This window comes from Sphingomonas sp. 35-24ZXX, assembly GCF_000786215.1.
Taxonomy (GTDB): domain Bacteria; phylum Pseudomonadota; class Alphaproteobacteria; order Sphingomonadales; family Sphingomonadaceae; genus Blastomonas.
In genome coordinates, this window is the sequence record NZ_JROG01000007.1 from 122737 (window position 1) to 145309 (window position 22573).

At 64.9% G+C, this 22573-nt stretch carries 18 protein-coding genes; 11 read left to right on the forward strand and 7 right to left on the reverse strand.

Annotation, left to right across the window (positions count from 1 at the left end; genetic code table 11):
- Positions 1-56: 56 nt before the first annotated feature.
- Both LI72_RS13685 and LI72_RS13690 read right to left on the reverse strand, forming a co-directional pair.
- Positions 57-1169, reverse strand: a complete 1113-nt coding sequence (locus tag LI72_RS13685; RefSeq protein WP_033926499.1) for an NAD(P)/FAD-dependent oxidoreductase — start codon at positions 1167-1169, stop codon at positions 57-59.
- Complete coding sequence (locus LI72_RS13690) at positions 1169-2152, reverse strand: alpha/beta fold hydrolase (protein WP_033926500.1); 984 nt, start codon at positions 2150-2152, stop codon at positions 1169-1171. Before LI72_RS13690 ends, LI72_RS13685 begins: the two co-directional genes overlap by 1 nt.
- Positions 2153-2173: 21 nt before the next feature.
- On the opposite strand from LI72_RS13690, the gene LI72_RS13695 reads away from it, so the two are divergent.
- From LI72_RS13695 to LI72_RS13725, 7 genes are read left to right on the forward strand one after another with little or no spacing between them, the layout of a single operon-like run.
- Complete coding sequence (locus LI72_RS13695) at positions 2174-2647, forward strand: A24 family peptidase (RefSeq protein ID WP_033926501.1); 474 nt, start codon at positions 2174-2176, stop codon at positions 2645-2647.
- Between the two features lie 41 nt (positions 2648-2688).
- On the forward strand, positions 2689-3720 hold the full coding sequence (gene cpaB / locus LI72_RS13700) for a Flp pilus assembly protein CpaB (protein WP_033926502.1): 1032 nt from the start codon (positions 2689-2691) through the stop codon (positions 3718-3720).
- Complete coding sequence (locus LI72_RS13705; protein ID WP_052129844.1) at positions 3717-5393, forward strand: type II and III secretion system protein family protein; 1677 nt, start codon at positions 3717-3719, stop codon at positions 5391-5393. Before cpaB ends, LI72_RS13705 begins: the two co-directional genes overlap by 4 nt.
- 30 nt (positions 5394-5423) lie before the next feature.
- Positions 5424-6065 carry a CpaD family pilus assembly protein gene (locus LI72_RS13710; protein ID WP_033926503.1) on the forward strand — a complete coding sequence of 214 codons (642 nt, stop codon included), beginning with the start codon at positions 5424-5426 and terminating at the stop codon, positions 6063-6065.
- The gene (locus LI72_RS13715; protein WP_033926504.1) at positions 6062-7357 is read left to right on the forward strand and encodes an AAA family ATPase; all 1296 of its coding nucleotides are present in this window, start codon (positions 6062-6064) and stop codon (positions 7355-7357) included. Before LI72_RS13710 ends, LI72_RS13715 begins: the two co-directional genes overlap by 4 nt.
- A 57-nt stretch (positions 7358-7414) precedes the next feature.
- Positions 7415-8386, forward strand: a complete 972-nt coding sequence (locus LI72_RS13720; RefSeq protein WP_033926505.1) for a type II secretion system F family protein — start codon at positions 7415-7417, stop codon at positions 8384-8386.
- Positions 8387-8429: 43 nt separating this feature from the next.
- Positions 8430-9401: a type II secretion system F family protein gene (locus LI72_RS13725; protein WP_033926506.1), complete on the forward strand. Its 972-nt coding sequence runs from the start codon at positions 8430-8432 to the stop codon at positions 9399-9401.
- A gap of 143 nt (positions 9402-9544) precedes the next feature.
- On the opposite strand, the gene LI72_RS13730 is transcribed toward LI72_RS13725, so the two are convergent.
- Complete coding sequence (locus tag LI72_RS13730) at positions 9545-12034, reverse strand: TonB-dependent receptor (protein ID WP_052129845.1); 2490 nt, start codon at positions 12032-12034, stop codon at positions 9545-9547.
- Positions 12035-12423: 389 nt separating this feature from the next.
- Here LI72_RS13730 and LI72_RS13735 point away from each other — a divergent pair, with 389 nt between their 5' ends.
- Positions 12424-13473, forward strand: coding sequence for a CaiB/BaiF CoA transferase family protein (locus LI72_RS13735; protein ID WP_033926508.1), 1050 nt, complete (start codon positions 12424-12426; stop codon positions 13471-13473).
- On the opposite strand, the gene LI72_RS13740 is transcribed toward LI72_RS13735, so the two are convergent.
- Both LI72_RS13740 and LI72_RS13745 read right to left on the reverse strand, forming a co-directional pair.
- Positions 13436-14011, reverse strand: a complete 576-nt coding sequence (locus tag LI72_RS13740; protein ID WP_033926509.1) for a hypothetical protein — start codon at positions 14009-14011, stop codon at positions 13436-13438. The two genes, LI72_RS13735 and LI72_RS13740, sit on opposite strands and share 38 nt — an antisense overlap.
- A 50-nt stretch (positions 14012-14061) precedes the next feature.
- Entirely contained in the window at positions 14062-14985 is a 924-nt protein-coding gene (locus LI72_RS13745; protein ID WP_033926510.1) for a glutaminase, read from the reverse strand.
- A 79-nt stretch (positions 14986-15064) separates the two neighbouring features.
- Here LI72_RS13745 and LI72_RS13750 point away from each other — a divergent pair, with 79 nt between their 5' ends.
- The 3 genes from LI72_RS13750 (at position 15065) to LI72_RS13760 (ending at position 18462) form a co-directional block, all read left to right on the forward strand.
- Positions 15065-16036 (forward strand): bile acid:sodium symporter family protein, encoded by a 972-nt coding sequence (locus LI72_RS13750; RefSeq protein ID WP_033926511.1) that lies wholly within the window; start codon positions 15065-15067, stop codon positions 16034-16036.
- Between the two features lie 48 nt (positions 16037-16084).
- Positions 16085-17053 carry a radical SAM protein gene (locus LI72_RS13755; protein WP_033926512.1) on the forward strand — a complete coding sequence of 323 codons (969 nt, stop codon included), beginning with the start codon at positions 16085-16087 and terminating at the stop codon, positions 17051-17053.
- A 74-nt stretch (positions 17054-17127) separates the two neighbouring features.
- Positions 17128-18462 carry an ABC1 kinase family protein gene (locus LI72_RS13760; protein WP_033926513.1) on the forward strand — a complete coding sequence of 445 codons (1335 nt, stop codon included), beginning with the start codon at positions 17128-17130 and terminating at the stop codon, positions 18460-18462.
- Between the two features lie 15 nt (positions 18463-18477).
- Here the strand turns inward: LI72_RS13760 and LI72_RS13765 are convergent, their stop codons facing one another.
- Both LI72_RS13765 and ftsZ read right to left on the reverse strand, forming a co-directional pair.
- Positions 18478-20880, reverse strand: coding sequence for an SPOR domain-containing protein (locus LI72_RS13765; RefSeq protein ID WP_033926514.1), 2403 nt, complete (start codon positions 20878-20880; stop codon positions 18478-18480).
- A 137-nt stretch (positions 20881-21017) separates the two neighbouring features.
- The gene (ftsZ, locus tag LI72_RS13770) at positions 21018-22457 is read right to left on the reverse strand and encodes a cell division protein FtsZ (RefSeq protein WP_033926515.1); all 1440 of its coding nucleotides are present in this window, start codon (positions 22455-22457) and stop codon (positions 21018-21020) included.
- Positions 22458-22573 lie beyond the last annotated feature (116 nt).

Here is a 22573-nt window from a genome sequence, read left to right on the forward strand (position 1 = left end):
GTCTCCCTCAAACCGGGGCCGATGGTAATCAACTCGGGCCAGCGCTGCCAGCGCGTTCAGCCGAACCTTGCCGGATTATACATTTGCGCGTCGATGCCCGCGATCATCGCATCGGGCGTGAGGCCAAGCAGGATCGCAGCGCCCAATCGCGCGGCGGCAGGCGCGGTCTGGATACCGAAGCCGCCCTGGCCTGCGAACCAGAAGAAGCCCGGCGCATCGGCCGCAAACCCGATCAGCGGCAGCCTGTCGGGCGCGAAGCTGCGCTGCCCCGCCCAGCGATGCTCGACCGCCTCGATCTTCCAGTCGACCACTTGCCCGAACCGGTCGATCGCCAGCGCCATGTCAAGCTCGTCGGGTGCGGTGTCGGCGGGGTCCTCGGGCGTCTCGTCATGCGGGCTCAGCCATAGCCGGCCCGCCTCGGGCTTGAAATAATAGTCGCCCTTGATGCCAAGGGTCAGCGGCAGATCGGGCGATGCCGCAGGTGTGGTGCGCAGCTGCAGCACGGTCCGGCGGTAGGGTTGCACCCCCAGAGGCCGCACGCCCGCGCGCTCGGCAACCGGGTCGGCCCAGGCGCCTGCGGCATCGACCAGCCAGGTCGCGCTGACCTGATTGCCACCCAGCGTGATCGTCCACTGCCCACCTGCATAAGCCGCCTGCTCCAGCGGCGAACGCAAGGCGATCGATGCGCCGGCCCGCCGCGCGACCGACAGAAAGGCCTGGTGCAGACCGCCGACATCGATGTCCTGACAGTCGGGCTCGTAGATCGCGGCCTGGATATCGCTCGCCAGTCCCGGCAGCAGCGCATCGAGCCGTTCGCGCGACCAGCGCTCCATCTGCACGCCGGACCCCGCGAAATCCGCCTCGAATGCATCGAGCAGATGCTCCTCGCCGGTTCGCGCAAGGGTCAGTGCGCCGCGCGGGGCCAGGAAGCTGCGGTCGCCATAGCCCGGTGGCGGCGAGTGTAGCCAGGGCCCCGACGCGGTGGTCAAGGGCTGGACCTTGGGTCCGCCATAGCTTTCCGCCCAGAATGCAGCGGACCGCCCCGTCGAATGATAGCCGGGCCGGTCCTCGGCCTCGGCCACCAGGACCCGGCAGTGCGGTGCGATCTCTGCCGCAAGGCTGGCCCCGGCGATCCCGGCGCCGACGATGACGACGTCATAATCCGGCATCAGGCTGTGGCCCCGACCCTTTCGGTCACCGCTGCGCTGGCCTTGCGCGCCAGAAAATCGTCGATGGTCTGCAGCACGCGGTCACGGATCGGATCGACCTCGCGCAACACCTCGTGCCGCGCCTCGCGTCCGAAGGCGAGCAGTTCGGCCCCGGGGATGCGTGCCGCCGCAGCGAGAGTCGCCTTGTTGTCGACCAGCTGGTCGGCGCTGGTGCCGATCAGCAGCATCGGCACGCGCACCTTCTCCCATTGGCCGGGCGCGTTGAGCCGGATATTCGATTCATACGCGCGCTCGACCCAGTGCCAGCTGGCCGGACCCATCACGACCTCGGGGCGCTGGGCCCACCATGCCAGCTCATCCTGATAGCGATCGTTATCATGCGTCAGCAGCGTCTGACGGATGGCGAGCGGTGAGGCCGGCTTTTCGCTGACCTTCCATGCCGGGCGCTCGGGATTGCCCAGCCCGCGCATGACGCGCGTGACCATGTGACCAAACGACATCGGCAGCCCCAGCCCCTTGAGGCCCAGCATCGGCGCGCTGAGCACCGCCGCATCGGGCGCGATGCGCTGTTCCTGGATGGCGCGAGCGACCAGATGTCCGCCCATCGAGTGACCGACCATCACATGGGGGCCAGGATGCGATGCCGCCCATTCTGCCCAGAAACCGGCAATATCCTCGATCCACTGTGCGAAATCCTGGATATGGCCGACATATTGGTGGTCGGTCATGCGGCCGCTGCCGCCCTGCCCGCGCCAGTCCGCTGAGGTGACGTTCCAGCCTAGAGCCTGCCAGTGGGCCAGTGTCTCGAGATATTTTTCGTAAATGTCGCCGCGCCCGGGCATGAACAGGATCGACCCGCGCGCCGCCCCGTCGGCCATCCAGTCGATGCGGCGCAGCGCCCAGCCATCGGGTGCAGTCCAGCGGCTTTCGACCGCGCCCGCCGGAATGGCGCGCCGATCAATGGTTACTTTTTGGTAAGTCATCGCCGCTATACGCCAATTCCCATGGAAAACGGTCCTCTCGTCTACGGTCTGCTGGCTGCCTTGGCAATCGCGCTGTTGCACGCGGCCTATACCGATATCCTGCGCCGCGAGATCGAGGATTGGCTCAACGCCGCCATCGCGCTCAGCGCTCCGCTCTTCTGGTGGGCCTGCGGCCTGTCCGTCTGGCCCGACATGGCGCTGCAGCTGGCGCTGGGTGCCGGGGTGTTCGTCTTCTTCGCGCTGATGTTCGCGATCGGCGCGATGGGTGGCGGCGATGTGAAGCTGATCGGCGCGATCGCCCTGTGGTTCCCCTGGATCGAAATGGCCCGGATCACGATCATCATGTCGCTGGTCGGCGCGGCGCTGACCCTGGTGGTGCTGGCGGAGCACCGGATGCGCAAGCGGCCGGGCCAACCGGAGGTGCCCTACGGCGTTGCCATCGCTTTTGCGGCGCTATGGCCCGTTGGCGAACGGTTTTTTAACCATTTTGCGTGAAAAGATCAACATTCTGAAGGACTTTGGGGGCTGTCAACGCCATGGATAAACGGAAAGTCATCCTGCTGGTAGGAGCGCTCGTGATCGCGCTCTGCACGGCGTTTCTCGCCAGGAGCCTTTTCACCGGATCGGCAGCGCCCGAGGTGACGGCGGCCCCGCAACAGGCGGTTCCGACCGGTCCGCGGGTGCTGGTGGCCAACCGCTCGCTGCCCGTCGGCACGATCATCACGCCCGACAGCGTCGCCTTCCAGCCCTGGCCGAGCGAGCTCGTCAGCAACGCCTATTTCATCGAAGCCGAATCCAACGTCGAGTCGCTGCTGGGCACCGTGGTGCGCAATGCGATCACCGCCGGACAGCCGGTGACGCAGGGCTCGCTGGTCAAGCCCGGCGACCGGGGCTTCCTGGCGGCGGCGCTTGGCCCTGGCATGCGCGCCGTGACCGTCCCTGTGTCTGCCCGCACCGGCGTGGCAGGCTTTGTGTTTCCGGGTGACCGCGTCGACCTGGTGCTGACCCAGTCGGTCGGCGGCGACGATGGCCCACCGCTCAACGCCTCTGAAACCATCATCCGCAACCTGCGCGTGCTGGCCACCGACCAGCGTGTGAACGCAGAAAACGCCGAGGGCAAGACCGAGGTCATCGCCTTCACCACCGTGACGGTCGAAGCCACGCCCAAGCTGGCGGAAAAGATTGCCGTCGCCCAGACCATCGGCACGCTCAGCCTGTCGCTGCGCTCGATCGCCGACAACGAGGCCGAGCTCGAACGCTCGATGGCCGCAGGCGACATCAAGCTGCCCGAGGGTGCCGACCGCAAGACCGAGGAAAAGCTGATCAAGGCGTTTGCCACGCGGCCCGTCGACACCGACGTGACCTTTGTCACCGGCGGTGATGTGTCGCGCTTCCAGCGTCGTTCGGTCCCGACCCAGTCCAAGGGTGGCCGCCAGGGTGAAATGTCCGGCCCGGCAACCGCTTCGGGCGCTCCGGCGAGCGTCGCAGCGCCGATGGTGCCCAGGGGCCCGGTCGTCAGGGTCGCTCGCGGAAATTCAGTGACCGAAGTTCCGGTCGGAGGAAAATGACCATGCGTTATTCCAAGATCCTCAAGGGCGCTCTTCTGTGCGGAGCGGTGGCAGCGATCGGTTCGCTGACGGGCCTCGCCCCGTTCACCGGCAGCACGGCCATTGCCCAGTCCGCCACGCAGCGCCCGGCCGAAACCCTGGTCCTGTCGATCGGACGCGGCCAGCTGATCCAGCTGCCCGGCGTGATGACCGACCTGTTCGTCGCCGACACCGGCGTTGCCGATGTGCAGGTCAAGTCCTCGCGGCAACTCTATGTCTTCGGCAAGGCGGGCGGCGAAACGACGCTGTACGCCAGCAATGCGGCGGGCCAGGTGGTCTATTCCGCCACCGTGCGGGTCGGATCGAACCTCGATTCGATCGACCAGATGCTGACGCTCGCCATGCCCGATGCCAAGGTGCGCGTGAGCACGCTCAACGGCGTGGTCCTGCTCACCGGCACGGTCGGTGCCCCGGTGGACAGCGCCGAGGCCGAACGGCTGGTGCAGGCCTTTGTCGGTGACAATGTCAAGGTGATCAGCCGCTTGCAGACCGCAACCCCGCTGCAGGTCAACCTGCAGGTGCGGATCGCCGAAGTCAGCCGTTCGCTGGTCAAGGAAATCGGCGCGAACCTGCTGACCCGCGATCTGACCGGTGGCTTCAATGTCGGCGTGTCGCGCGCTTCGCGCAACTTCGCGACCATCCAGGACACGCTGAACGTCAGCAACCTGCCGCGCATCGACGCATCGGCCCAGTTCGGCCTGCCTGCCGGATCGTTATCGCTGCCGTTCAATCCTGCCACAGGACAATTCGTCGCCGGCGGCACGACGACCACTTTCAACACCGCCATCAACGGCAAGACGGCCATCGAGGCCGCCGGTCGCCTGTTCGGTGTCGATATCGCCAGCGCCTTCGACCTTGCCGAGCAGGTCGGTCTGGTGACCACCCTGTCGCAGCCCAACCTTACCGCGCTGTCGGGCGAAACTGCAGACTTCCTTGCCGGTGGCGAGTTCCCGATCCCGATCAACCAGGGCCTGGGCGCGACGACCATCGAATACAAGAATTTCGGGGTCAGCCTGTCCTACACGCCCACCGTCCTCGCCAATGGCCGCATCTCGATGCGCGTGCGCCCCGAAGTGTCCGAACTGTCGTCGGCAGGCTCGGTCACCCTGGGCGGCTTCCAGGTCCCTGCGCTGACCACCCGCCGCGCTGAAACCACGGTCGAGCTTGGCTCGGGCGAAAGCTTCATGATCGCCGGCCTGCTCAGCAACAACTCGCAGGATCTGGTCGACAAGGCACCGGGCCTGGGCGACATGCCGGTGCTGGGCAACCTGTTCAAGTCCTCGAACTTCCGCAAGGGCGAGACCGAGCTGGTGATCGTGGTGACGCCGTATCTGGTCAAGCCGGTCAATGCCAACGAGATCAAGCTGCCCACCGATGGCTTCCGCACCCCCGATGAGGCGCAGCGGCTGATCAACAACCAGCAGTCCGATGGTATCTCGGGCGGCGATCGTCCCAAGCCCAGCGTGGCCCCGGCCGAAGGCGGTGGTGCTCCCGAATTCGGTGCGCTGTCAGCCGATCCGCGCGCGCTGCCCTCTGCCCCCGCAAAGCCGCAGCGCGATGCGAGGAAGGGCAAGGCCAAGACGGGTGGAAAGTCCACCGATATGGCCGCCGCCCCCGGTTTTTCGTTCGATTAAGGCCAGCGACCCGCTCTGAGGAGAATATCAATGCGCGCTTATCATGCAGCCATCGCCGCAGCGGCCGTGCTGACCTTGTCGGGCTGTGGCAACATGGCCAGCAACCGGATGCTCGAAAGCGTTCACCAGCCGGTGGTGTCGCGGAACAACTACACGCTCGATCTCAACGCACAGGGCGGCTCGCTGCCCGCGCAGGAACAGCGGCGTCTCGCCGAATGGTTCCAGGCGATGGACCTTGGCTATGGCGACCGCGTCGCGATTGACGACCCGGCCGGCCGCAATGTCGTGGTCAAGGCCGCGGTCGAGGCCGCCGCTTCGCGCCACGGCCTGCTGGTGGGCGATATCGCACCTGTGACCACGGGGCAGATTGCCTCGGGCACGGTCCGCGTTGTCGTCACCCGCACGCTGGCGAGCGTCCCGGGCTGTCCGGATTGGCAGACCAAGCTGGAAATGAACTATCGCAATGCGACCAGCAGCAACTACGGCTGCGCCATGAACAGCAATATCGCTGCGATGGTCGCCAACAAGGAAGACCTGGTGCGCGGCGAGGCCGGTGGCCCGACCACCTCGACCCAGCGGTCCGACACCGTCATCAAGCAATATCGCGAGGCTCCGCCGACGGGCGCCAATGGCCTCAAGGAAAGCACGCTTCAGCCGGGAGGATCACAGTGAACGCACCCTGGAAGCCAGGCGTAGCCGCCAACCGCGATCAGTTCGCGGCGTATATCTGTGACGATGCGACGCTGGACATTGTCCGGGCGATGGCCATCAACATGGGCTGGCCGCCGGAAAAATGCAGCAAGGGCGGCCTGCGCAACGCGGTGCAGTCGCTTTCGATCACCGCCAGCCCGAACATCCTGCTGGTCGATCTGTCGGAATCGGGTGATCCGCTCAACGACATCAACGCGCTGGCAGAAGTGTGCGAGCCCGGCACCGTCGTCATCGCGATGGGCCAGGTCAACGACGTGCGCCTGTATCGCGATCTGATCGCCAGCGGCCTGCACGACTATCTGCTCAAGCCCGTCGGGCCGGACCAGATCCGCGACACCATCCTGCAGGCACAGGCGATGCTCAATGCGCCGAAGCCTGGTGAGGCTGCGACCGAAAAGGCGCATGTCGGAATCATGGTGATCGGTACGCGTGGCGGCGTCGGCGCTTCCACCGTGGCGACCTCGCTGGCCTGGCAGCTCAGCAAGAACGCCGGCCGGATGACCGCCCTGCTCGATCTGGACCTCCATTTCGGTACCGGCGCGCTGACCATGGACCTGGAACCGGGTCGCGGGCTCACCGATGCGATCGACAATCCCAGCCGCATCGATGGCCTGTTCATCGAACGCGCGATGATCAAGGCCAACGACAAGCTGTCGATCCTGTCAGCCGAAGCGCCGATCAGCTCGCCGCTGATCACCGATGGCACCGCGTTCTTCCAGTTGCAGGAAGAGTTCCGCCACGCCTTCGAGAACACCGTGGTCGACCTGCCCCGGCAGATGCTGATCGATTACCCGCACCTGGTGGCCGAAACCAACATCGCGGTGCTGGTCACCGAGCTGACGCTGGCGTCGGCGCGCGACGCCATCCGGCTGCTCGCCTGGCTCAAATCGAACGCGCCTGCCGCGCGCGTGTTGGTGGTCGCCAACAAGGTGCAGCCGGCGGCGCTGGAAATCGGCCGCGCCGACTTCGAGACCACGATCGAGCGCAAGATCGACTTCCTCATTCCGTCGGACCCGAAGACCGCGGCCCAGGCAGCCAAGCTGGGCCAGCCGTTCTGCGAGGCGGGCAAGTCGACCAAGGGCGGTGCGGTGATGAAATCGCTGACCGACCGGTGCCTAGGCATGGCCGAAGAAGAAGCGGTGGCAGACAAGGACACCGGCGGAGCGAAGAAATCGCTGCTGGGCAAGTTTGGCGATTTCAAGTCGCTGCTGCCTGCCAAGCCGGGCAAGTCGGGCAAGCCCGCCAAGAAGTAACCGGATCCGCCGCTTCTCCCAAAAGGGTGGCGGTCCGACATTGCGAGTAGATGGCGCATGGATATGGTGCAGACATTGCTGTTGGCGGCGGGCCTTGCGAGCATCCTCGGATTGCTCGTCATGGCTTTTTCCGGCCCGTCATCGCGCAAGGAGCTGCAGCGCCGGGTGCTCGCCGTGCGCGAGCGCCACAGCGAAAGTGCCAGCGCCAAGGTCGAAGCGCAGATGCGCAAGGCCATTGCCAACCGCAAGCCCCGTTTCAACCAGACCGGTGAGCAGCTGACCAAGATCCAGATGCTGGGTCGCCGCCTGGCGATGACCGGCAAGAGCTGGACAGTGGTGCAGTTCGGGCAGGTCGTTCTGGGCCTCGGCCTGTTGGTCGCCATCGCGGTGTACCTGCGCACCGGCCAGATGATGATGAGCCTGTTCATCGGATCGGCGCTGGGCTTTGGCCTGCCGCACATGATCGTCGGCCATTTCATCAAGCGCCGCCTGAACCAGTTCACCGCGCGCTTTCCCGATGCCATCGATCTGCTGGTGCGCGGTCTGCGCTCCGGCCTTCCGGTCACCGAGACGCTGCAGGTCGTCGCCAAGGAGGTTCCAGGCCCTGTGGGCGAGGAATTCAAGCTGGTGACCGAGCGGATCAAGATCGGCCGGTCGATGGAAGATGCGCTGCAGGAAAGCGCAAACCGGCTCCAGACGCCCGAATTCAACTTCTTCTGCATCACCCTGGCGATCCAGCGCGAGACCGGCGGCAACCTTGCCGAAACGCTGTCGAACCTGGGCGCGGTGCTGCGCTCGCGCTCCCAGATGAAGCTCAAGATCCGTGCTCTGTCTTCGGAATCCAAGGCTTCGGCCTATATCGTCGGCTCGCTGCCGTTCCTCGTGTTCCTGATGATCTGGTGGGTCAACCCCGCCTATCTTGCAGGCTTCTTCTACCAGGAGCGCCTGATGATCGCCGGCATCGGCGGGCTCGTCTGGATGGGCATCGGCGTCTTCATCATGGCCAAGATGGTCAGTTTCGAAATCTGATCGGGGGGAGGGTTACGTGCAGAAAATAGCCAATCCGACCCTGATGGGGTTCGATGTCGTGATGGTGGCGACGCTGCTTGCCGCAGTTGCCACGCTGGCGGTGCTGATCGCGATCTATGCCGCGACCACGGTGCGCGATCCCATGGCCAAGCGCGTCAAGGCGCTCAATGAGCGGCGCGAGCAGCTGAAGGCCGGGATCACCGCATCGACGGCCAAGAAGCGCGCCAAGATCGTCCACAAGAACGACACCACCGACAAGATGCGCAGCACGCTGCAGTCGCTGCGGGTGCTGCAGGACGAGCAGCTGAAAGCGGCGCAGCAGAAGCTGGCGCAGGCGGGCATCCGGTCCAAGGATATCGCGGTCGCGATCATCTTTGGCCGCATGGTGCTGCCGATTGCGCTGGGCGGGCTGGCCGCGCTGCTGATCTATGGCCTGGGCGTGCTGGTGCCAGACTGGACGCCGATGAAGAAGTTCGGCCTGTTCGCCGCGATCCTGGTCGGCAGCTACAAGGCGCCTGACCTGTTCGTGCAGAACATCATCACCAAGCGCACCGATGCCATCCGCAAGGGTCTTCCAGATGCGCTCGATCTGCTGGTGATCTGCGCGGAAGCCGGCCTTACCGTCGATGCTGCGTTCAACCGTGTCGCCAAGGAACTGGGCCGCGCCTATCCCGAGCTTGGCGACGAATTCGCGCTCACCGCGATCGAACTCGCGTTCCTGACCGAGCGGCGCCAGGCGTTCGAGAACCTCGCCTATCGCGTTGCGCTCGATTCGGTGCGCGGCGTGGTGACCACCATGATCCAGACCGAGAAATACGGCACGCCGCTGGCCTCCGCGCTGCGCGTGCTGTCCGCCGAGTTCCGCAACGAGCGCATGATGCGCGCCGAGGAAAAGGCCGCGCGCCTGCCCGCGATCATGACCATTCCGCTGATTCTGTTCATCCTGCCCACGCTGTTCGTGGTCATCCTGGGCCCGGCGGCCTGCTCGATCGCCGACGCCTTCGGCAAGCAGTAACTGCGGATCGACCGTCCTTCATCGTGACGAAAAAAGGGGCGGCTGCCGTTGCCGGCGCCGCCCCAGGTCACTGATGTTCACTGCCCGATCTGTCCGGCATCGCCGCGGCTCAGGCAGTGTCCCCCATCAATCCGTTCAAACCCTCAATATTTTGCGCGCAGCGTGATGCCGTACATGCGCGGTTCCTCGACAAAGCCGATGCGCGAGCGCGTGCCTGCACCGCCCCGCAGCGGCGTGTTGGCCGTGATGCCGCGGGTAATCTCGTTGTTGAGGTTGGTGCCCCACAATTCGAACGAGAAGCGGTCATCCGGTGTGGTGAAGCCAAGACGGGCATTCATCTTGAAATAGCTGTCCTGAATGTCGAGCGGGATCGGCAGGCCATTGCTGTCCAGCGGCGAGGTGCTGGTGCGGCGGTCGTCCGAATAGTTGATGTTGAAGTTGGCCAGCATCTTCCAGCCGGAGTCGGTGATCTCCTTGTCATAGGTGATACCGAAGACGCCGGTGAACTTGGGCGCGTTGGTCAGATCGGCCCCGCACAGGCTGCGGATGGTGGCCAGGGTCTGCGGCGTGCCGACGACACCTGCGGCGCAGTTGCGCGGATAGCGGGCATCGGCATAGGTGACCGCCAGGTTGACCGAAATGCCCGAGCTGAACTGTCCGAACATTTCAAGTTCCACACCGGTCGACTTGGCCGCCGCGACGTTGAACGTCTGGAACTGCACGCCGGTGAATTCCAGCACCTGGAAGTCGGTCATGTCCATGTGGAACACCGCCAGGTTCGCACGGACGCGGCCGTTGGCGAATTCGGTCTTGATCCCCGCCTCATAGGCATCGACCTTTTCCGAGTTGAAGCGCGGGTCGGCCCCCAGCGCCGCAGCTGCCGGGTCAAGGTTGAAACCGCCCGACTTGAAGCCATGGCTGAACCCGGCGTAAGCGAGGAACCCGTTGTTGCTGTTGTACGCCACCTGCGCGGTGTAGGTCAGCTCGTCATCCTTGAAGACCAGATCATATTCGCGCGGCAGCGGCAGGCCGGGGATCGAGCTGGCGAGCACGGTGCCGCTGGTCCCGGGAACCGTGATGCCCACAGAGGTTGCAAACGGGAAGCAGGTCAGGCCCAGCGCGCCCGCGCGGAGCGCCGCCGGAATGGTGCCCGCAATCACGCCATTGGTGATCGCCTGACACGCTGGCGAGCTTGCTGCGAGCTGATCGAAGCTGCCGCGCTTCTTTTCATCGACATAGCGTGCACCCAGCGTCAGGCTAAGATTGTCGGTGAAGTTGATCACGTTGTGCGTGAAGATCGAGAAGCTCTCCGCGTCCTGCTGGAACCGGTTGACGGCAAAGTTACCCGCAGCGTTGACAGGAACCCCGCCGTTGCCCAGCGCCGTCAGCGCGAACAGCGGATTGACGCCCGCAGCATTGGCAAAGTTGCCCGCGCTCACCGCCCGCTGGAAATCGGTGCCCAGGGTCAGCGACTGGATTTCATCGATCTGCTCGTCCGAATAATAGACGCCGACCAGGAAATCGAGCGCGTCGTTGAACGCACTGCCCTGGAAGCGCAGTTCATGCGTCATCGTCTCGATCGGACCGCCGTTGCTGGGCGTCGTCGGCGCTGCCGTCGAACCCGCCCCCGAGCTGAACACGTTGAGGCCGATGAAGTCCGATTCCTGGTCCGAAGATGCCTCGAAATGGCGGTAGGAGCCGATGTAGGTCATCTGGACAGGTCCGATGTCCCACTTCAGCTCACCCGAGAAGCCGTATTGCTCGGTATCGTTGTTGAACAGCTGGCTGTTGGTCTGCAACCGGTTGAGCGCCTGCTGGCCAGAGGCCGCAACGCCGCTGTTGGGCAGGCCATGGAAGGCGAAGAAGGGCAGCAGTTCGGTTTCGCGAACGATCACCGCATCGCAGCAGTTCTCGTCGGCCTTGGCATAGTCGCCGATCAGGCGGATGCTGACGTCCGGCGAAGGTTCCCACAGCAACTGGCCGCGCAGGACATACCGGTCACGGTTGCCGCTGCGAGCGCCGGGCACGGTGACGCTGCGCAGATAGCCATCCCGCTTGCGATAGGCACCGGAGAGGCGGAAACCGAGCTGATCGTTGACCAGAGGTACGCTGACCCCGGCCTGCACATTGAAGAAATCATAGTTGCCATACGTCACGTTGCCGAACGCCTTGACGTCGTTCAGGTCAGGACGCTGCGTGGTGATGTTGAGCGCGCCGGCCGAGGTATTGCGGCCGAACAGGGTGCCCTGGGGCCCGCGCAGGATTTCGAGCCGCTCCAGATCGAGCAGATCGCCCAGCGCAATGCCGGGGCGCGACTGGTACACGCCGTCGATGAATACGCCGACCGAGCTTTCAAGCCCGGTGTTGTTGCCGGTGGTGCCGACGCCGCGAATACGGATCGAGGTGCCCTGGCTTTCGGTCTGAGACGACTGGACGTTGAAGCTGGGCGAGATCGACGTCAGCGACTTGATGTCCTGCACGTTCTGGCGATCAAGCTGTTCCGGGCTGACCGCGGTCACCGCGATGGGAATGTCCTGCACATCGGCCGCGCGCAACGTCGCGGTGACGATGATGACATCACGCTCAGGCGCCTCGCGATCCTGCGCGTCCTGCGCCTGAGCAACCGATGTCATCGAGACAGTACAAAGCAAGCCCAGAACGGGCTTCCACAAAGTGCGCATCCTCTTCTCCCACAAGCAGATTATCAGTCTTGCCGTTGCCCCCCACCGCTCTTCAGGCGATGTCTGGTGCTGGAAGAAAATTGTCACATCGGATGCATGAATGCAATTTTTTAATGTAGCGGTGATGTTTTTGCATCTTTCCGCAACGCGCGGAAATGCGCGCTTTATCAACATATTGCAGTGCAGCATTGCGTTGACGTTACGGTAAGTTGAGACTGGCGCGGCACGCGTCCGCCCCGTGCGGCAGTGCAACAGCGCCCCGGCCCAAGTGCCCCCTTGCAAAGCTGGCAACGGGCGTTAGCGTGCACTGTTTTAATCGAGTAATTAAACAGGTGAATGACATGGGCGGAGCGCTGTCGGGAGTAACGATCATCGAGCTGGCGGGCATCGGCCCGGGTCCGTTTGCGGCGATGATGCTGGCCGATCATGGTGCCCGAGTCGTTCGTGTCGAGCGGGCGTCGGGACGGAGCAAAGTGGGCGATTCCGGCAGCCGCGACATCCTCAACCGCAATCGCGAATTAATCGCGGTCGACCTGAAATCCGAAGAGGGCATCGCAAAGGTGCGCGAACTGGCCCGCAGCGCAGACGGGCTGATCGAAGGGTTTCGTCCCGGCGTGATGGAGCGGCTGGGCTTGGGCCCTGACGTGCTGCTCGGCGACAATCCGGCGCTGGTCTACGGCCGCATGACCGGTTGGGGCCAGACCGGGCCCTATGCGCCGCTGGCCGGGCATGACATCAACTATATCGCACTGTCCGGCGCGCTGCACAGCTATGGCCGCGCGGGCGAGAAACCGACCCCGCCGGTCAATGCCGTCGGCGATTTCGGCGGCGGCGGCATGATGATGGCGTTCGGCATGGTCGCGGGCATCCTGTCAGCGCGCAGCACCGGCAAGGGACAGGTGATCGATTGTGCGATGACCGACGGCGCCGCCGTTCTCTCCGCGATGACCTATACCTTCCTCGCCAACGGACAGTGGCGCGACGAGCGCGGGGTCAACCTGCTCGATACCGGCGCGCATTTCTATGACACCTATGCATGCGCCGACGGCAAGTACATCTCGATCGGGTCGATCGAGCCGCAATTCTATGCGCTGCTGCGCGAGAAGGCAGGCCTTTCCGACCCCGCCTTCGACCTGCAGATGGACCCGCGCCAATGGGGCCCGCTCAAGGACAGGCTGACGGCCCTGTTTCTCACCAAGACGCGCGACGAATGGTGCGCCATCATGGAGCATACCGATATCTGCTTCGCGCCCGTGCTGAGCCTGACCGAGGCGCCAGAGCACCCGCACAACAAGGAACGCGGAACGTTCGTCGAGGTGGACGGCATCCTCCAGCCCGCCCCTGCCCCGCGTTTCAGCGAGACGCCGGCGCCGCCGGTGCGGATGGGCTAGAGGGGGAGACGGTCGATTCGGGGGGTGTTTCCATAAAGTTGGCGAGACATTTGCAAAGGCTTTGCACGGTTTTTCGCAGCAACTTTAGCGTCTCATCTGCGCTGTCATGATCAATGACCATCTGGTGAGTCTTCACGGTCTGGCTTCCAAGACAAATGACTTTGAACTGCGCCAACCAAAGGCCCTGCCTGTTCGCGTAGACGGTCATGTCGCCGTGGCACAAATCCTTACGCAGTTCGGCATATTGCACAAACCGTTCTAGCGCCTGAGCCGCTTTTTTCGCTGTCTTGATCTCTTGAATTTTTGGTTGGGCAAACGCCTCTCCCAAGTCGGTCAGCTTCTGCCCAAAAAGATGGCCCTGCTTGACGACAAACTCATGCCCAAAATGTTCGCGAAGGAAGATTAAGGTCTGGCTGATCGAACGTTCGGCTTCGGTAAAACAGTCGATGCACCGACCTCGCCAAAGATGGACCTGATCGTCCATTGCCTCCCAGCCACGTGCAGCTTCTTCCACCAGATTGAGTGTAATTGCGTTCATATAGAGGAAGTTACCTATCTTGCCTTTCTAATTCCTTTCGTTGACCCTGCTCACACAAAAACACTCCACCCGGTCGCTTCCACCAGTTCCTCCAGCGCGATCGCGCCGACCATCGAGGTGCCCGAAGCATTGAGGCCCGGCGACCAGACCGCGATCGCGCCGTGCCCCGGCGCAATGCACAATATGCCACCGCCGACGCCGCTCTTGCCCGGCAGCCCGATGCGATAGGCGAAATCGCCGCTGTTGTCGTAATGGCCGCAGCTCATCATCACCGCGTTGATCCGGCGGCAGTTCTCGCGGGTGACGAGCTGTTCGCGGTTGATCGGGTCGCAGCCATCGAACGCCAGGAACAGCGCCGCGCGCGCCAGCTGGCGGCAGCTCATCCGCACCGCGCATTGGCGGAAATAGGCATGCAGGCTGTCTTCCACCGGGTTGGCCATGTTGCCAAACGCGGCCATGAAATGGGCGAGCGCCCGGTTGCGCGATCCGGTCGCCGATTCCGACTCTGCCACTTCCTCGTCGATCGCGATGCTGGCATCGCCCGACAACCGGTGAAAGCGCGCCAGCAGCTCTGCCACCATGCCATCGCGCCCGCTCGCGGCGACCAGCATGTCGGTGACCACGATGGCGCCGGCGTTGATCAGCGGATTGCGCGGAATGCCCTTTTCGCTTTCCAGCTGGATGATCGAATTGAAGGCGCTGCCCGAAGGTTCGCGGCCCACCCTGTCCCACACCGCTTCGTCATACTGGCGCAGCGCCATCGACAGCGTGAACACCTTGGAGATCGACTGGATCGAGAACGGCTCGTGGCTGTCGCCCAGAGTGATCATCTCGCCATTGCCCAGCACGATCGCCATGCCGAACTTGGCAGGATCGACCCGGGCCAGCGCAGGAATGTAATCCGCCACCTTGCCGGTCCCGATATGCGGCGCCACCGCCGTCTCGATCGCATGCGTGATCGCCTGCCAGTCCATCGCCCTGCCCCCAATTATCACGCGGTGCGGCTGTGCAAGCCGTTGCACCCCTTGCCGAAACATAGCAGGGGGAAATGACATGTCGATTCTCACCCGCCTGATCCCCGACCGCTTCGTTCTGACGCTGCTGCTGACGGTTCTCGTCGCCGCGCTGCTGCCGGTGACCGGCCAGGCTGCGGTCTATGCAGGCTATGGCGTGTCGGCCGCCATCTTTCTGCTGTTCTTCCTGCATGGCCTGCGCCTGCCCCGGGCCGAAGTGCTTGTCGCGATGCGCAACTGGCGGCTGCAGGGGCTGATCTTCGCGTTCACCTTTGCCTTCATGCCGGTGCTGGGCCTGGCGGCGGCCACCGCACCTGCCAGCCTGTTGCCGCACGGATTGGTGATCGGGCTGATGTTCCTGGGCATCCTGCCGTCCACGGTGCAATCGGCGATCAGCTATTCGTCGCTGGCTGGCGGCAATATCGCTGCCTCGGTGATGGCATCGGCACTGCTCAACCTGGCGGGGATCGTGATGACACCGCTGCTGGTCGTGCTGCTGATCGGATCGGACGGGGGCGCGGCGATCAGCGGCGACACCGTGCTGCGGATCGTCGCCATCCTGCTGCTGCCCTTTGCGCTGGGGCAACTGGCGCAAGGCTGGCTCAATGCCTGGGCGATGCGCAACAAGCCGCTGCTCACATTGCTGGATCGCACCGCGATTGCGCTGGCCGTCTATGTCGCCTTCAGCTCGGCGGTCGCGGGAGGCCAGATGCAGGCTCTGGGCTGGGCCGCGATTGCACTGCTGTGCGCGATCATCCTGGTCATGCTGATACTGGCGATGTTGGCGGCCTGGGGGCTGGGCGGCGTGCTCGGCCTGCCACGCGCCGACCGTATCAGCCTGCTGTTTGCCGGATCGCACAAGAGCATCGCCACCGGCGCGCCCTTGGCCGCGATCCTGTTTGCAGGACCCCAGGCCGGCATCGTGATTCTGCCCGCACTGATCTATCACCAGTTCCAGCTGGTCCTCTCTGCGCCCCTGGCGTCACGGCTGGCCAAACACCACGACGACTGACGTTTTTCGCTTGGCCAAAGCGCAGCGCGCGGTGATACACACAGGGTGATGGATACCGACACCGCCAGCCCCTTCGCCATGCTCGGCGTGCCCCGGCTCGACCCTGCCAAGTTTCGCGATCCCAATATCACGGCCAAGGGAGAGCCCCGCGCCAGCGTCGGCATGACCCGGCTGGACACGCTGTGGTTCAACACCGGCACGCTGTGCAACCTCGCCTGCAAGAGCTGCTATATCGAAAGCTCACCGCGCAACGATGCGCTCGTCTATATCAGCCTGGCCGAGGTGACCGCCTATCTCGACGAGATTGCGCTGTCCGCTCTGCCGACGCGAGAAATCGGACTGACTGGCGGCGAGCCGTTCATGAACCCGGACATCATCGCCATCCTCGATCTGTGCCTGTCGCGCGGGTTCGAGGTGCTGGTGCTGTCCAACGCGATGCGCCCGATGCGGCGGCACGAGACGGCGCTGCTCGACCTCAACGCCCGATTTGGCGACAGGCTGACCGTGCGGGTGAGCCTCGACCATTACACGCAAGCTGTGCACGAGGCCGAGCGCGGAGCCAACAGCTGGGACAAGGCGATATCCGGCCTGCAATGGCTGGCAGCGCACGGCTTTGCCATCGCGGTGGCCGGACGACATCTGGCGCATGAAAGCGATGCGGAGGCCCGCGCTGGCTTTGCCGCGCTGTTTGCGCACCATGGGCTTGCCATCGATGTGGATGCCCCTGCCCGGTTCGTGATGTTCCCCGAAATGGAGGCTGGCGCCGATATTGCCGAGATCAGCACCGGATGCTGGGACATATTGGGCAAGAGCCCCGATGCGATGATGTGCGCAACCAGCCGGATGGTGGTGAAGCACAAGGGCACCGACCGCCCGACGGTCGCTGCCTGTACGCTGCTGCCGTACGACCCGGGGTTCGACATGGGGGCGACCCTGGCCGAAGCGTCGCGCGCAGTCTCGCTCAACCATCCGCACTGCGCCCGCTTCTGCGTATTGGGCGGGGCAAGTTGCAGCTGAACCGCAGCGCACCTACATAACGGCCACGCGCGCATCTATCCCGATGCTGCCGCGCGCACAGGTCAACACCCCGCATGCTTCCCCCCAAAACGCGTCGTGCCGATCAATCCTCCGGACAGGCTGTTCCCAGCGGCCGTCTGGCCCGGTTTGCCGGGTTCAGCAGCATGGCGGGCGGCATTGCAGGCACGATGCTGGTCGATGGCGCCAAGCAATGGGCGCAAGGCAAGCGCCCCAGCGTCGGCGAACTGTTGCTGACGCCCGCCAATGCCCGCAAGATCGCCGACAAGCTGGCGACGATGCGCGGCGCGGCGATGAAGCTGGGTCAGCTGATGTCGATGGACACCGGCGACTTCCTGCCGCCCGAACTTGCTGACATCCTCGCCCGGTTGCGTGCCGATGCCCAGCACATGCCACAGGGCCAGCTGCGCAACGTGCTCAATCAGAACTGGGGCCGCGGCTGGGAAAAGCGCTTTGCCAGCTTCGACTTCAAGCCGATCGCTGCGGCCTCGATCGGTCAGGTGCACCGCGCACGAACGCTCGATGGCCGTGACCTTGCGATCAAGGTGCAATATCCCGGCGTGCGCCAGAGCATCGACAGCGATGTCGACAATGTCGCCTCGCTGATCAAGCTCACCGGGCTGCTGCCGCCCGAGCTCGATATCGATCCGATGCTGGCCGATGCCAAGGCGCAGCTGCACGAAGAGGCCAACTACACGCATGAAGCCGGGCACCTTGCCCGCTTTGGCGAACTGCTCGCGGGCAGCCAGCATTTCCGGGTTCCTGCCCTGCATGCAGACCTTACCACCTCCGACATTCTGGCGATGGACTATATCGAGAGCATCGCGGTCGAAGAGACCGTGCAGCTGGACCAGCCGCAGCGCGACCGCATCGTCGAGCTGCTGGTCGAGTTGCTGCTGCGCGAGCTGTTCGACTTCCAGCTGATGCAGACCGACCCCAATTTTGCCAACTACCGCTTCGATCCGGAGAGCGGCAAGCTGGTGCTGCTGGATTTCGGCGCAACGCGGATCGTGGCCGACAGGGTGTCCGAAGCCTATCGCACGCTTCTGCGCGGCGGGATGGAGCGGGATATCGCCCGGATGCGCGAGGGCGGCCTGACGCTGGGCATGCTGCATCCCGATGCACCGGAAAACCACAAGGTGGCGGTGCTGGGCATGTTCGATACCGCCTTCGAACCGCTGCGCATCGACGCGCCGTTCGATTTCACCTCCAACGAGATGACGATGGAATTGCGCGACGAGGGCATGGCCTTCGCCAAGGAACGGACGTTCTGGCAGATTCCGCCGGTCGACACCTTGTTCATCCAGCGCAAGATCGGCGGCGTGTTCCTGATCGGCAGCCGCCTGAAGGCCAACACCAATGTCCACCGGCTGATCCGCGCCGCCCTGTGACGGCGCGCGCCACGATCAGCCGCCCAGCTTGGTGACTTCCTGGCCCTCGGGGCTGGTGAACGAGAAGCCCGACAGCTTGTTCTTGGACAATGTGTTGACGAACGCCTGAGCCTCGGCAGCGCTTCCGAATGGTCCGGTCAGCAGGCGGTTGGTGGCGTTGAGCGGCGTCCACCAGCCCTGCTTGCCCTTGAACACGGCCGGTGAGGTGCTGGTCAGCCGCTTCCATTCCTTGGACAGATCGGCGCGGTTTGCACCGCCTGCGACCTGCACCCAATAGCGCTTGGGATGCTTGGGCGCGGCCTTCTTGGCCGCTGCCGCCTTTTTATCGGCAGCCTTTTTCTCGGCCAGCTTCTTGTCGTCTGACGCCTTCTTGTCGGCAGCCTTCTTGTCCGCGGCCAGCTTGTCCGCAGCCAGCTTGTCGGCGGCCTTTTTCTCTTCTGCCTTCTTCGCGGCATCTGCCTCATCCGGCTTCTTGGCCGCAGGAGTCAGCTTGGTGATATCGACTGCGTCTGCAGACGGCGCGAGTTCCGCCGCCGGAACCTGGATGCTCGCGATCACCGCAGCCAGGCTGACGCGCTCAGGCTCGGGCGCAGCGGGCACGGGTTGAACCGTGGCTGGAGTCGGCGCAGCGCTGGCGAGCGTCGGCGCTGGCCCTGAAGGCGCTGGTGCGACGCTCGAGGGTACAGCGCTGCCGGGTGATGGCGCGGGCGCCGGAGGCCCCATTTGCGCGAGATCGAAGGCCTGCGATGCGCCTGCCCCGGTCGGCGCAGGCTGAACGGACTGCATCGCCTGTTGCGCCGGCTGTGCGACAGTCTTCGCAGGCTGCGTGTTTACCGGCTGGGTCGTCGGCTGGGGTGCGACGGAAGGCGGCGGCGGGCTGGCCGCGGCAGGCACCGAATCGAAGCCCGGTCGCGGCAATTCCTTCACACCCGGAAGCAACACCGGCTTGGCGGTCGCCACCTTGGTCTGCACCGACTCCAGCCTTGCGGCTCGGGCCGCGGCTGCACTCTGCGCGGCGGCTGTCTCGCCCGATGGCATGGCATCGACCCTGACAGCACCGCGCGGTGCATCCAGCGGGCTCTGCCCGGCATCCGTGGGGGCTGCAGCGATACGCACTGGCGCAGGCTCGGCAGCGCGCGGCGCCGGGCTCGGCGCAGGAGATGGCGAGCGCACCTGAGACGACGATCCAGGCAGAGGTTGCACCGTCGCGCGCGACGGCTGAGCCGACGCATAGGAGCCCGGCAGGGGCTGCACGGTCGCCCGCGCCGTCTGCCCATAGCCGCCGGTGTCGGACGCACCCGTTCCGCGCCCGGGGATCAGCAGATCGGACGGTGGCACGGGCCCCGGAGGCCGGGTCTGCACCGGAACCGGCTTGGCAGCGGCCTCTGCCTGCGCCAGCGCGATTGCCTCGCGCTCCTTCTTCGAGAGTTTTCCGGGCCTACGCCGCTGCGACTTGTCGACCTTGGCGACCTTGCGTGCCTTGCTGTCGGTCGTCGGGCCCAGAGGCTCGCCTGCGGGGATCAGCCCGGCATCGGCCCGGCTGGACCGGACCCGGGGGCTGCCCGCGGAGGCATATTGCCGGTTGCGCGGATCATCCTTGCCGATCGCCGCCGATTGCGGAAACTGGCCGAAATGCGCGGCTGCCGCCTGCTGCGCCGGGGTCAGCTTGCCCATGAAGCGGAAGAACGGCTGGATCGATGCCGCCATCCGCCGGGGCATGGTGGCATCGGCAATTGCGATTGCGCCTTCGGCATCGCCGCTGACCGCCAGCACGAACGCGCGGGTGCGCCAGGCGGCGGCATCGCGCTTGCGCAGCAGCGGATCGAGCTGCGCTTCGGCAGCAGCCCGATCGCCCGAAATGCCGAGTGACAGCGCATAGCGCCGGATGGTCTCGTCGTCGCCGCCGCGCCGCAGCGCTAGCTCGTAATCGGCCTGGGCGGCATTGGAATTGCCGACCAGATCATACGCGAGGCCCCGGTCCGAGGCGAACACCGTCTCGGGGACACCCAGCCTTTTGGCTTCCTCGAACAGGCGCAGCGCCTCATAGGGGTTTTCGTTGAGCAGCAGGCTGGACCCCAGCCCGGCCTTGACCCGGCCATTGCCCGGCGACATCTCGTCCGCGCGCGCGAAAAAGCCGATCGCCGCCTGCGGATCACCCAGCAGCAGCGCCGCGTTGCCGCCATCGATCAGCGCATCGACATCGCCGGGGTTGAGGGCCAGCCGCTGCAGCGCGTTCTGCAGCTCGCGCGTTCCGCGCGGGGCCGAGACATCCAGCGACGAATAGCCGGTCTCATCCGCTCCGGGCGAATCCGGGCCTTCCTCCTGCGCGAAGGCGGGGGAAAGCGAAAGGCTTGCCGCTGCGAGCAGCCAGCTGGCCACGCGCAGGCGCAAGGGACGCGAAAACGGTTTCAATGCCATATCGCCCCGTCAGTCGCGCGTTGTAACGGCGAATGCAAGCGCTGCCATCACAGGTGCACGGCAGGGCGTGGCGGGCATTCGACAGCTTGCGGGAACGTTTTGCCCGCCGTCGCAAGACAGGACGGCGGGCAAAGATATCACTGGTTGTTCTGGCGACCCAGGAAGCGCGGAATGTTGAGCGGCGGCGCATCGGTGGTCTCGTCGCCTTCCTCTTCCTCGCTGCGGGCACCGCCCCGCGACAGGCTGGACATGCGCTCGAACAGCGTACCGCCACCGGTGGTCACGCGCGGCGCCTTGGCGGCGACGACACCCGGTTCGGTCGTGGGTGCAGCCTGGCCCAGAACGGCAGGTTCTGCGGGCAGCTCGGCACTGGCAGTATCGAGCAGCAGTTCGTCTGCGCCGCCACCATGGTCGTCAAGCGACTGGGCCGCAACGCCCAGATCCAGTGCTTCAGGCTCGGCGGCGGCCATCGGAGCAGGCGCGGGCGCAGGAGCCGGTGCCGGACGCGCAGCGGCAAAGCTGGGGGCGGGTGCGGGCGCAGGTGCGCTGAAGGCGCGCGGTGCGCTCTGGTTCAGCGAGAACGGGCGAGAGTCATCCGTCTGCTGCAAGGCATCGCCATCGATGCCGGTGGCCACCACCGACACGCGGATCTTGCCTTCGAGATCAGGATTGAACGCGCTGCCCCAGATGATGTTGGCATCCGGATCGACCAGTTCCTTGATGTGGTTGGCCGCTTCGTCGACCTCCATCAGGCGCATGTCGTCGCCGCCGGTGATCGAGACGATGACGCCCTTGGCGCCCTTCATCGACACGCCATCGAGCAGCGGGTTGGCAATGGCCCGTTCGGCCGCTTCCAGCGCGCGGCCATCGCCTTCGGCTTCGCCGGTGCCCATCATCGCCTTGCCCATCTCGCGCATCACCGAACGGATATCGGCAAAGTCGAGGTTGATCAGGCCCGGGTTGACGATCAGGTCGGTGATCGAGCGCACGCCCTGCTGCAGCACTTCGTCTGCCAGCTGGAACGCTTCCTTGAAGGTGGTGTTGGGATTGGCGACCAGGAACAGGTTCTGGTTGGGAATGACGATCAGCGTGTCGACATTCTTCTGCAGCTCGGCAATCCCGGCCTCGGCCGCGCGCATGCGGCGCGTGCCTTCAAACGTGAACGGCTTGGTGACGACGCCGACGGTCAGGATGCCGCGATCGCGCGCAGCCTTGGCGACGACGGGGGCCGCACCGGTGCCGGTACCACCGCCCATGCCGGCGGCGATGAAGCACATGTGCGTGCCTTCGAGGATCGCCTCGATGTCAGCGACGGTCTCTTCTGCCGCCGCACGTCCGACCTCGGGCCGCGAGCCTGCGCCCAGGCCCTGGGTCACATCGGGGCCCAGCTGGATGCGCTGTTCGGCGGTGGACGAATTCAGCGCCTGCGCGTCGGTATTGGCAACGATGAAATCGACGCCCTCGACATTGGCCGCGATCATGTTGGCGATAGCGTTGCCGCCAGCGCCGCCAATCCCGATCACCGCAATGCGCGGGCGCAGTTCGTCGACGGTCGGCGGTCCGATGGTGATGCTCATGCCTTAATTCTCCCCTGCTTCATAATTCTGAAGCAAATTACCAGATGCACATTGCACAGATTGATTCGCTAATTCACCCAAAAAATCGGGTTTTTCCACCGCTTCGTGCGTATTGG

Bases quoted from the DNA above. Each gene is read 5' to 3' on its own strand.
- LI72_RS13685 (WP_033926499.1), bottom strand. From the start codon at position 1,169: ATGCCGGATTATGACGTCGTCATCGTCGGCGCCGGGATCGCCGGGGCC.
- LI72_RS13690 (WP_033926500.1), bottom strand. From the start codon at position 2,152: ATGACTTACCAAAAAGTAACCATTGATCGGCGCGCCATTCCGGCGGGC.
- LI72_RS13695 (WP_033926501.1), top strand. From the start codon at position 2,174: ATGGAAAACGGTCCTCTCGTCTACGGTCTGCTGGCTGCCTTGGCAATC.
- cpaB (WP_033926502.1), top strand. From the start codon at position 2,689: ATGGATAAACGGAAAGTCATCCTGCTGGTAGGAGCGCTCGTGATCGCG.
- LI72_RS13705 (WP_052129844.1), top strand. From the start codon at position 3,717: ATGACCATGCGTTATTCCAAGATCCTCAAGGGCGCTCTTCTGTGCGGA.
- LI72_RS13710 (WP_033926503.1), top strand. From the start codon at position 5,424: ATGCGCGCTTATCATGCAGCCATCGCCGCAGCGGCCGTGCTGACCTTG.
- LI72_RS13720 (WP_033926505.1), top strand. From the start codon at position 7,415: ATGGATATGGTGCAGACATTGCTGTTGGCGGCGGGCCTTGCGAGCATC.
- LI72_RS13725 (WP_033926506.1), top strand. From the start codon at position 8,430: ATGGGGTTCGATGTCGTGATGGTGGCGACGCTGCTTGCCGCAGTTGCC.
- LI72_RS13730 (WP_052129845.1), bottom strand. From the start codon at position 12,034: ATGACATCGGTTGCTCAGGCGCAGGACGCGCAGGATCGCGAGGCGCCT.
- LI72_RS13735 (WP_033926508.1), top strand. From the start codon at position 12,424: ATGGGCGGAGCGCTGTCGGGAGTAACGATCATCGAGCTGGCGGGCATC.
- LI72_RS13740 (WP_033926509.1), bottom strand. From the start codon at position 14,011: ATGAACGCAATTACACTCAATCTGGTGGAAGAAGCTGCACGTGGCTGG.
- LI72_RS13745 (WP_033926510.1), bottom strand. From the start codon at position 14,985: ATGGACTGGCAGGCGATCACGCATGCGATCGAGACGGCGGTGGCGCCG.
- LI72_RS13750 (WP_033926511.1), top strand. From the start codon at position 15,065: ATGTCGATTCTCACCCGCCTGATCCCCGACCGCTTCGTTCTGACGCTG.
- LI72_RS13755 (WP_033926512.1), top strand. From the start codon at position 16,085: ATGGATACCGACACCGCCAGCCCCTTCGCCATGCTCGGCGTGCCCCGG.
- LI72_RS13760 (WP_033926513.1), top strand. From the start codon at position 17,128: ATGCTTCCCCCCAAAACGCGTCGTGCCGATCAATCCTCCGGACAGGCT.
- LI72_RS13765 (WP_033926514.1), bottom strand. From the start codon at position 20,880: ATGGCATTGAAACCGTTTTCGCGTCCCTTGCGCCTGCGCGTGGCCAGC.
- ftsZ (WP_033926515.1), bottom strand. From the start codon at position 22,457: ATGAGCATCACCATCGGACCGCCGACCGTCGACGAACTGCGCCCGCGC.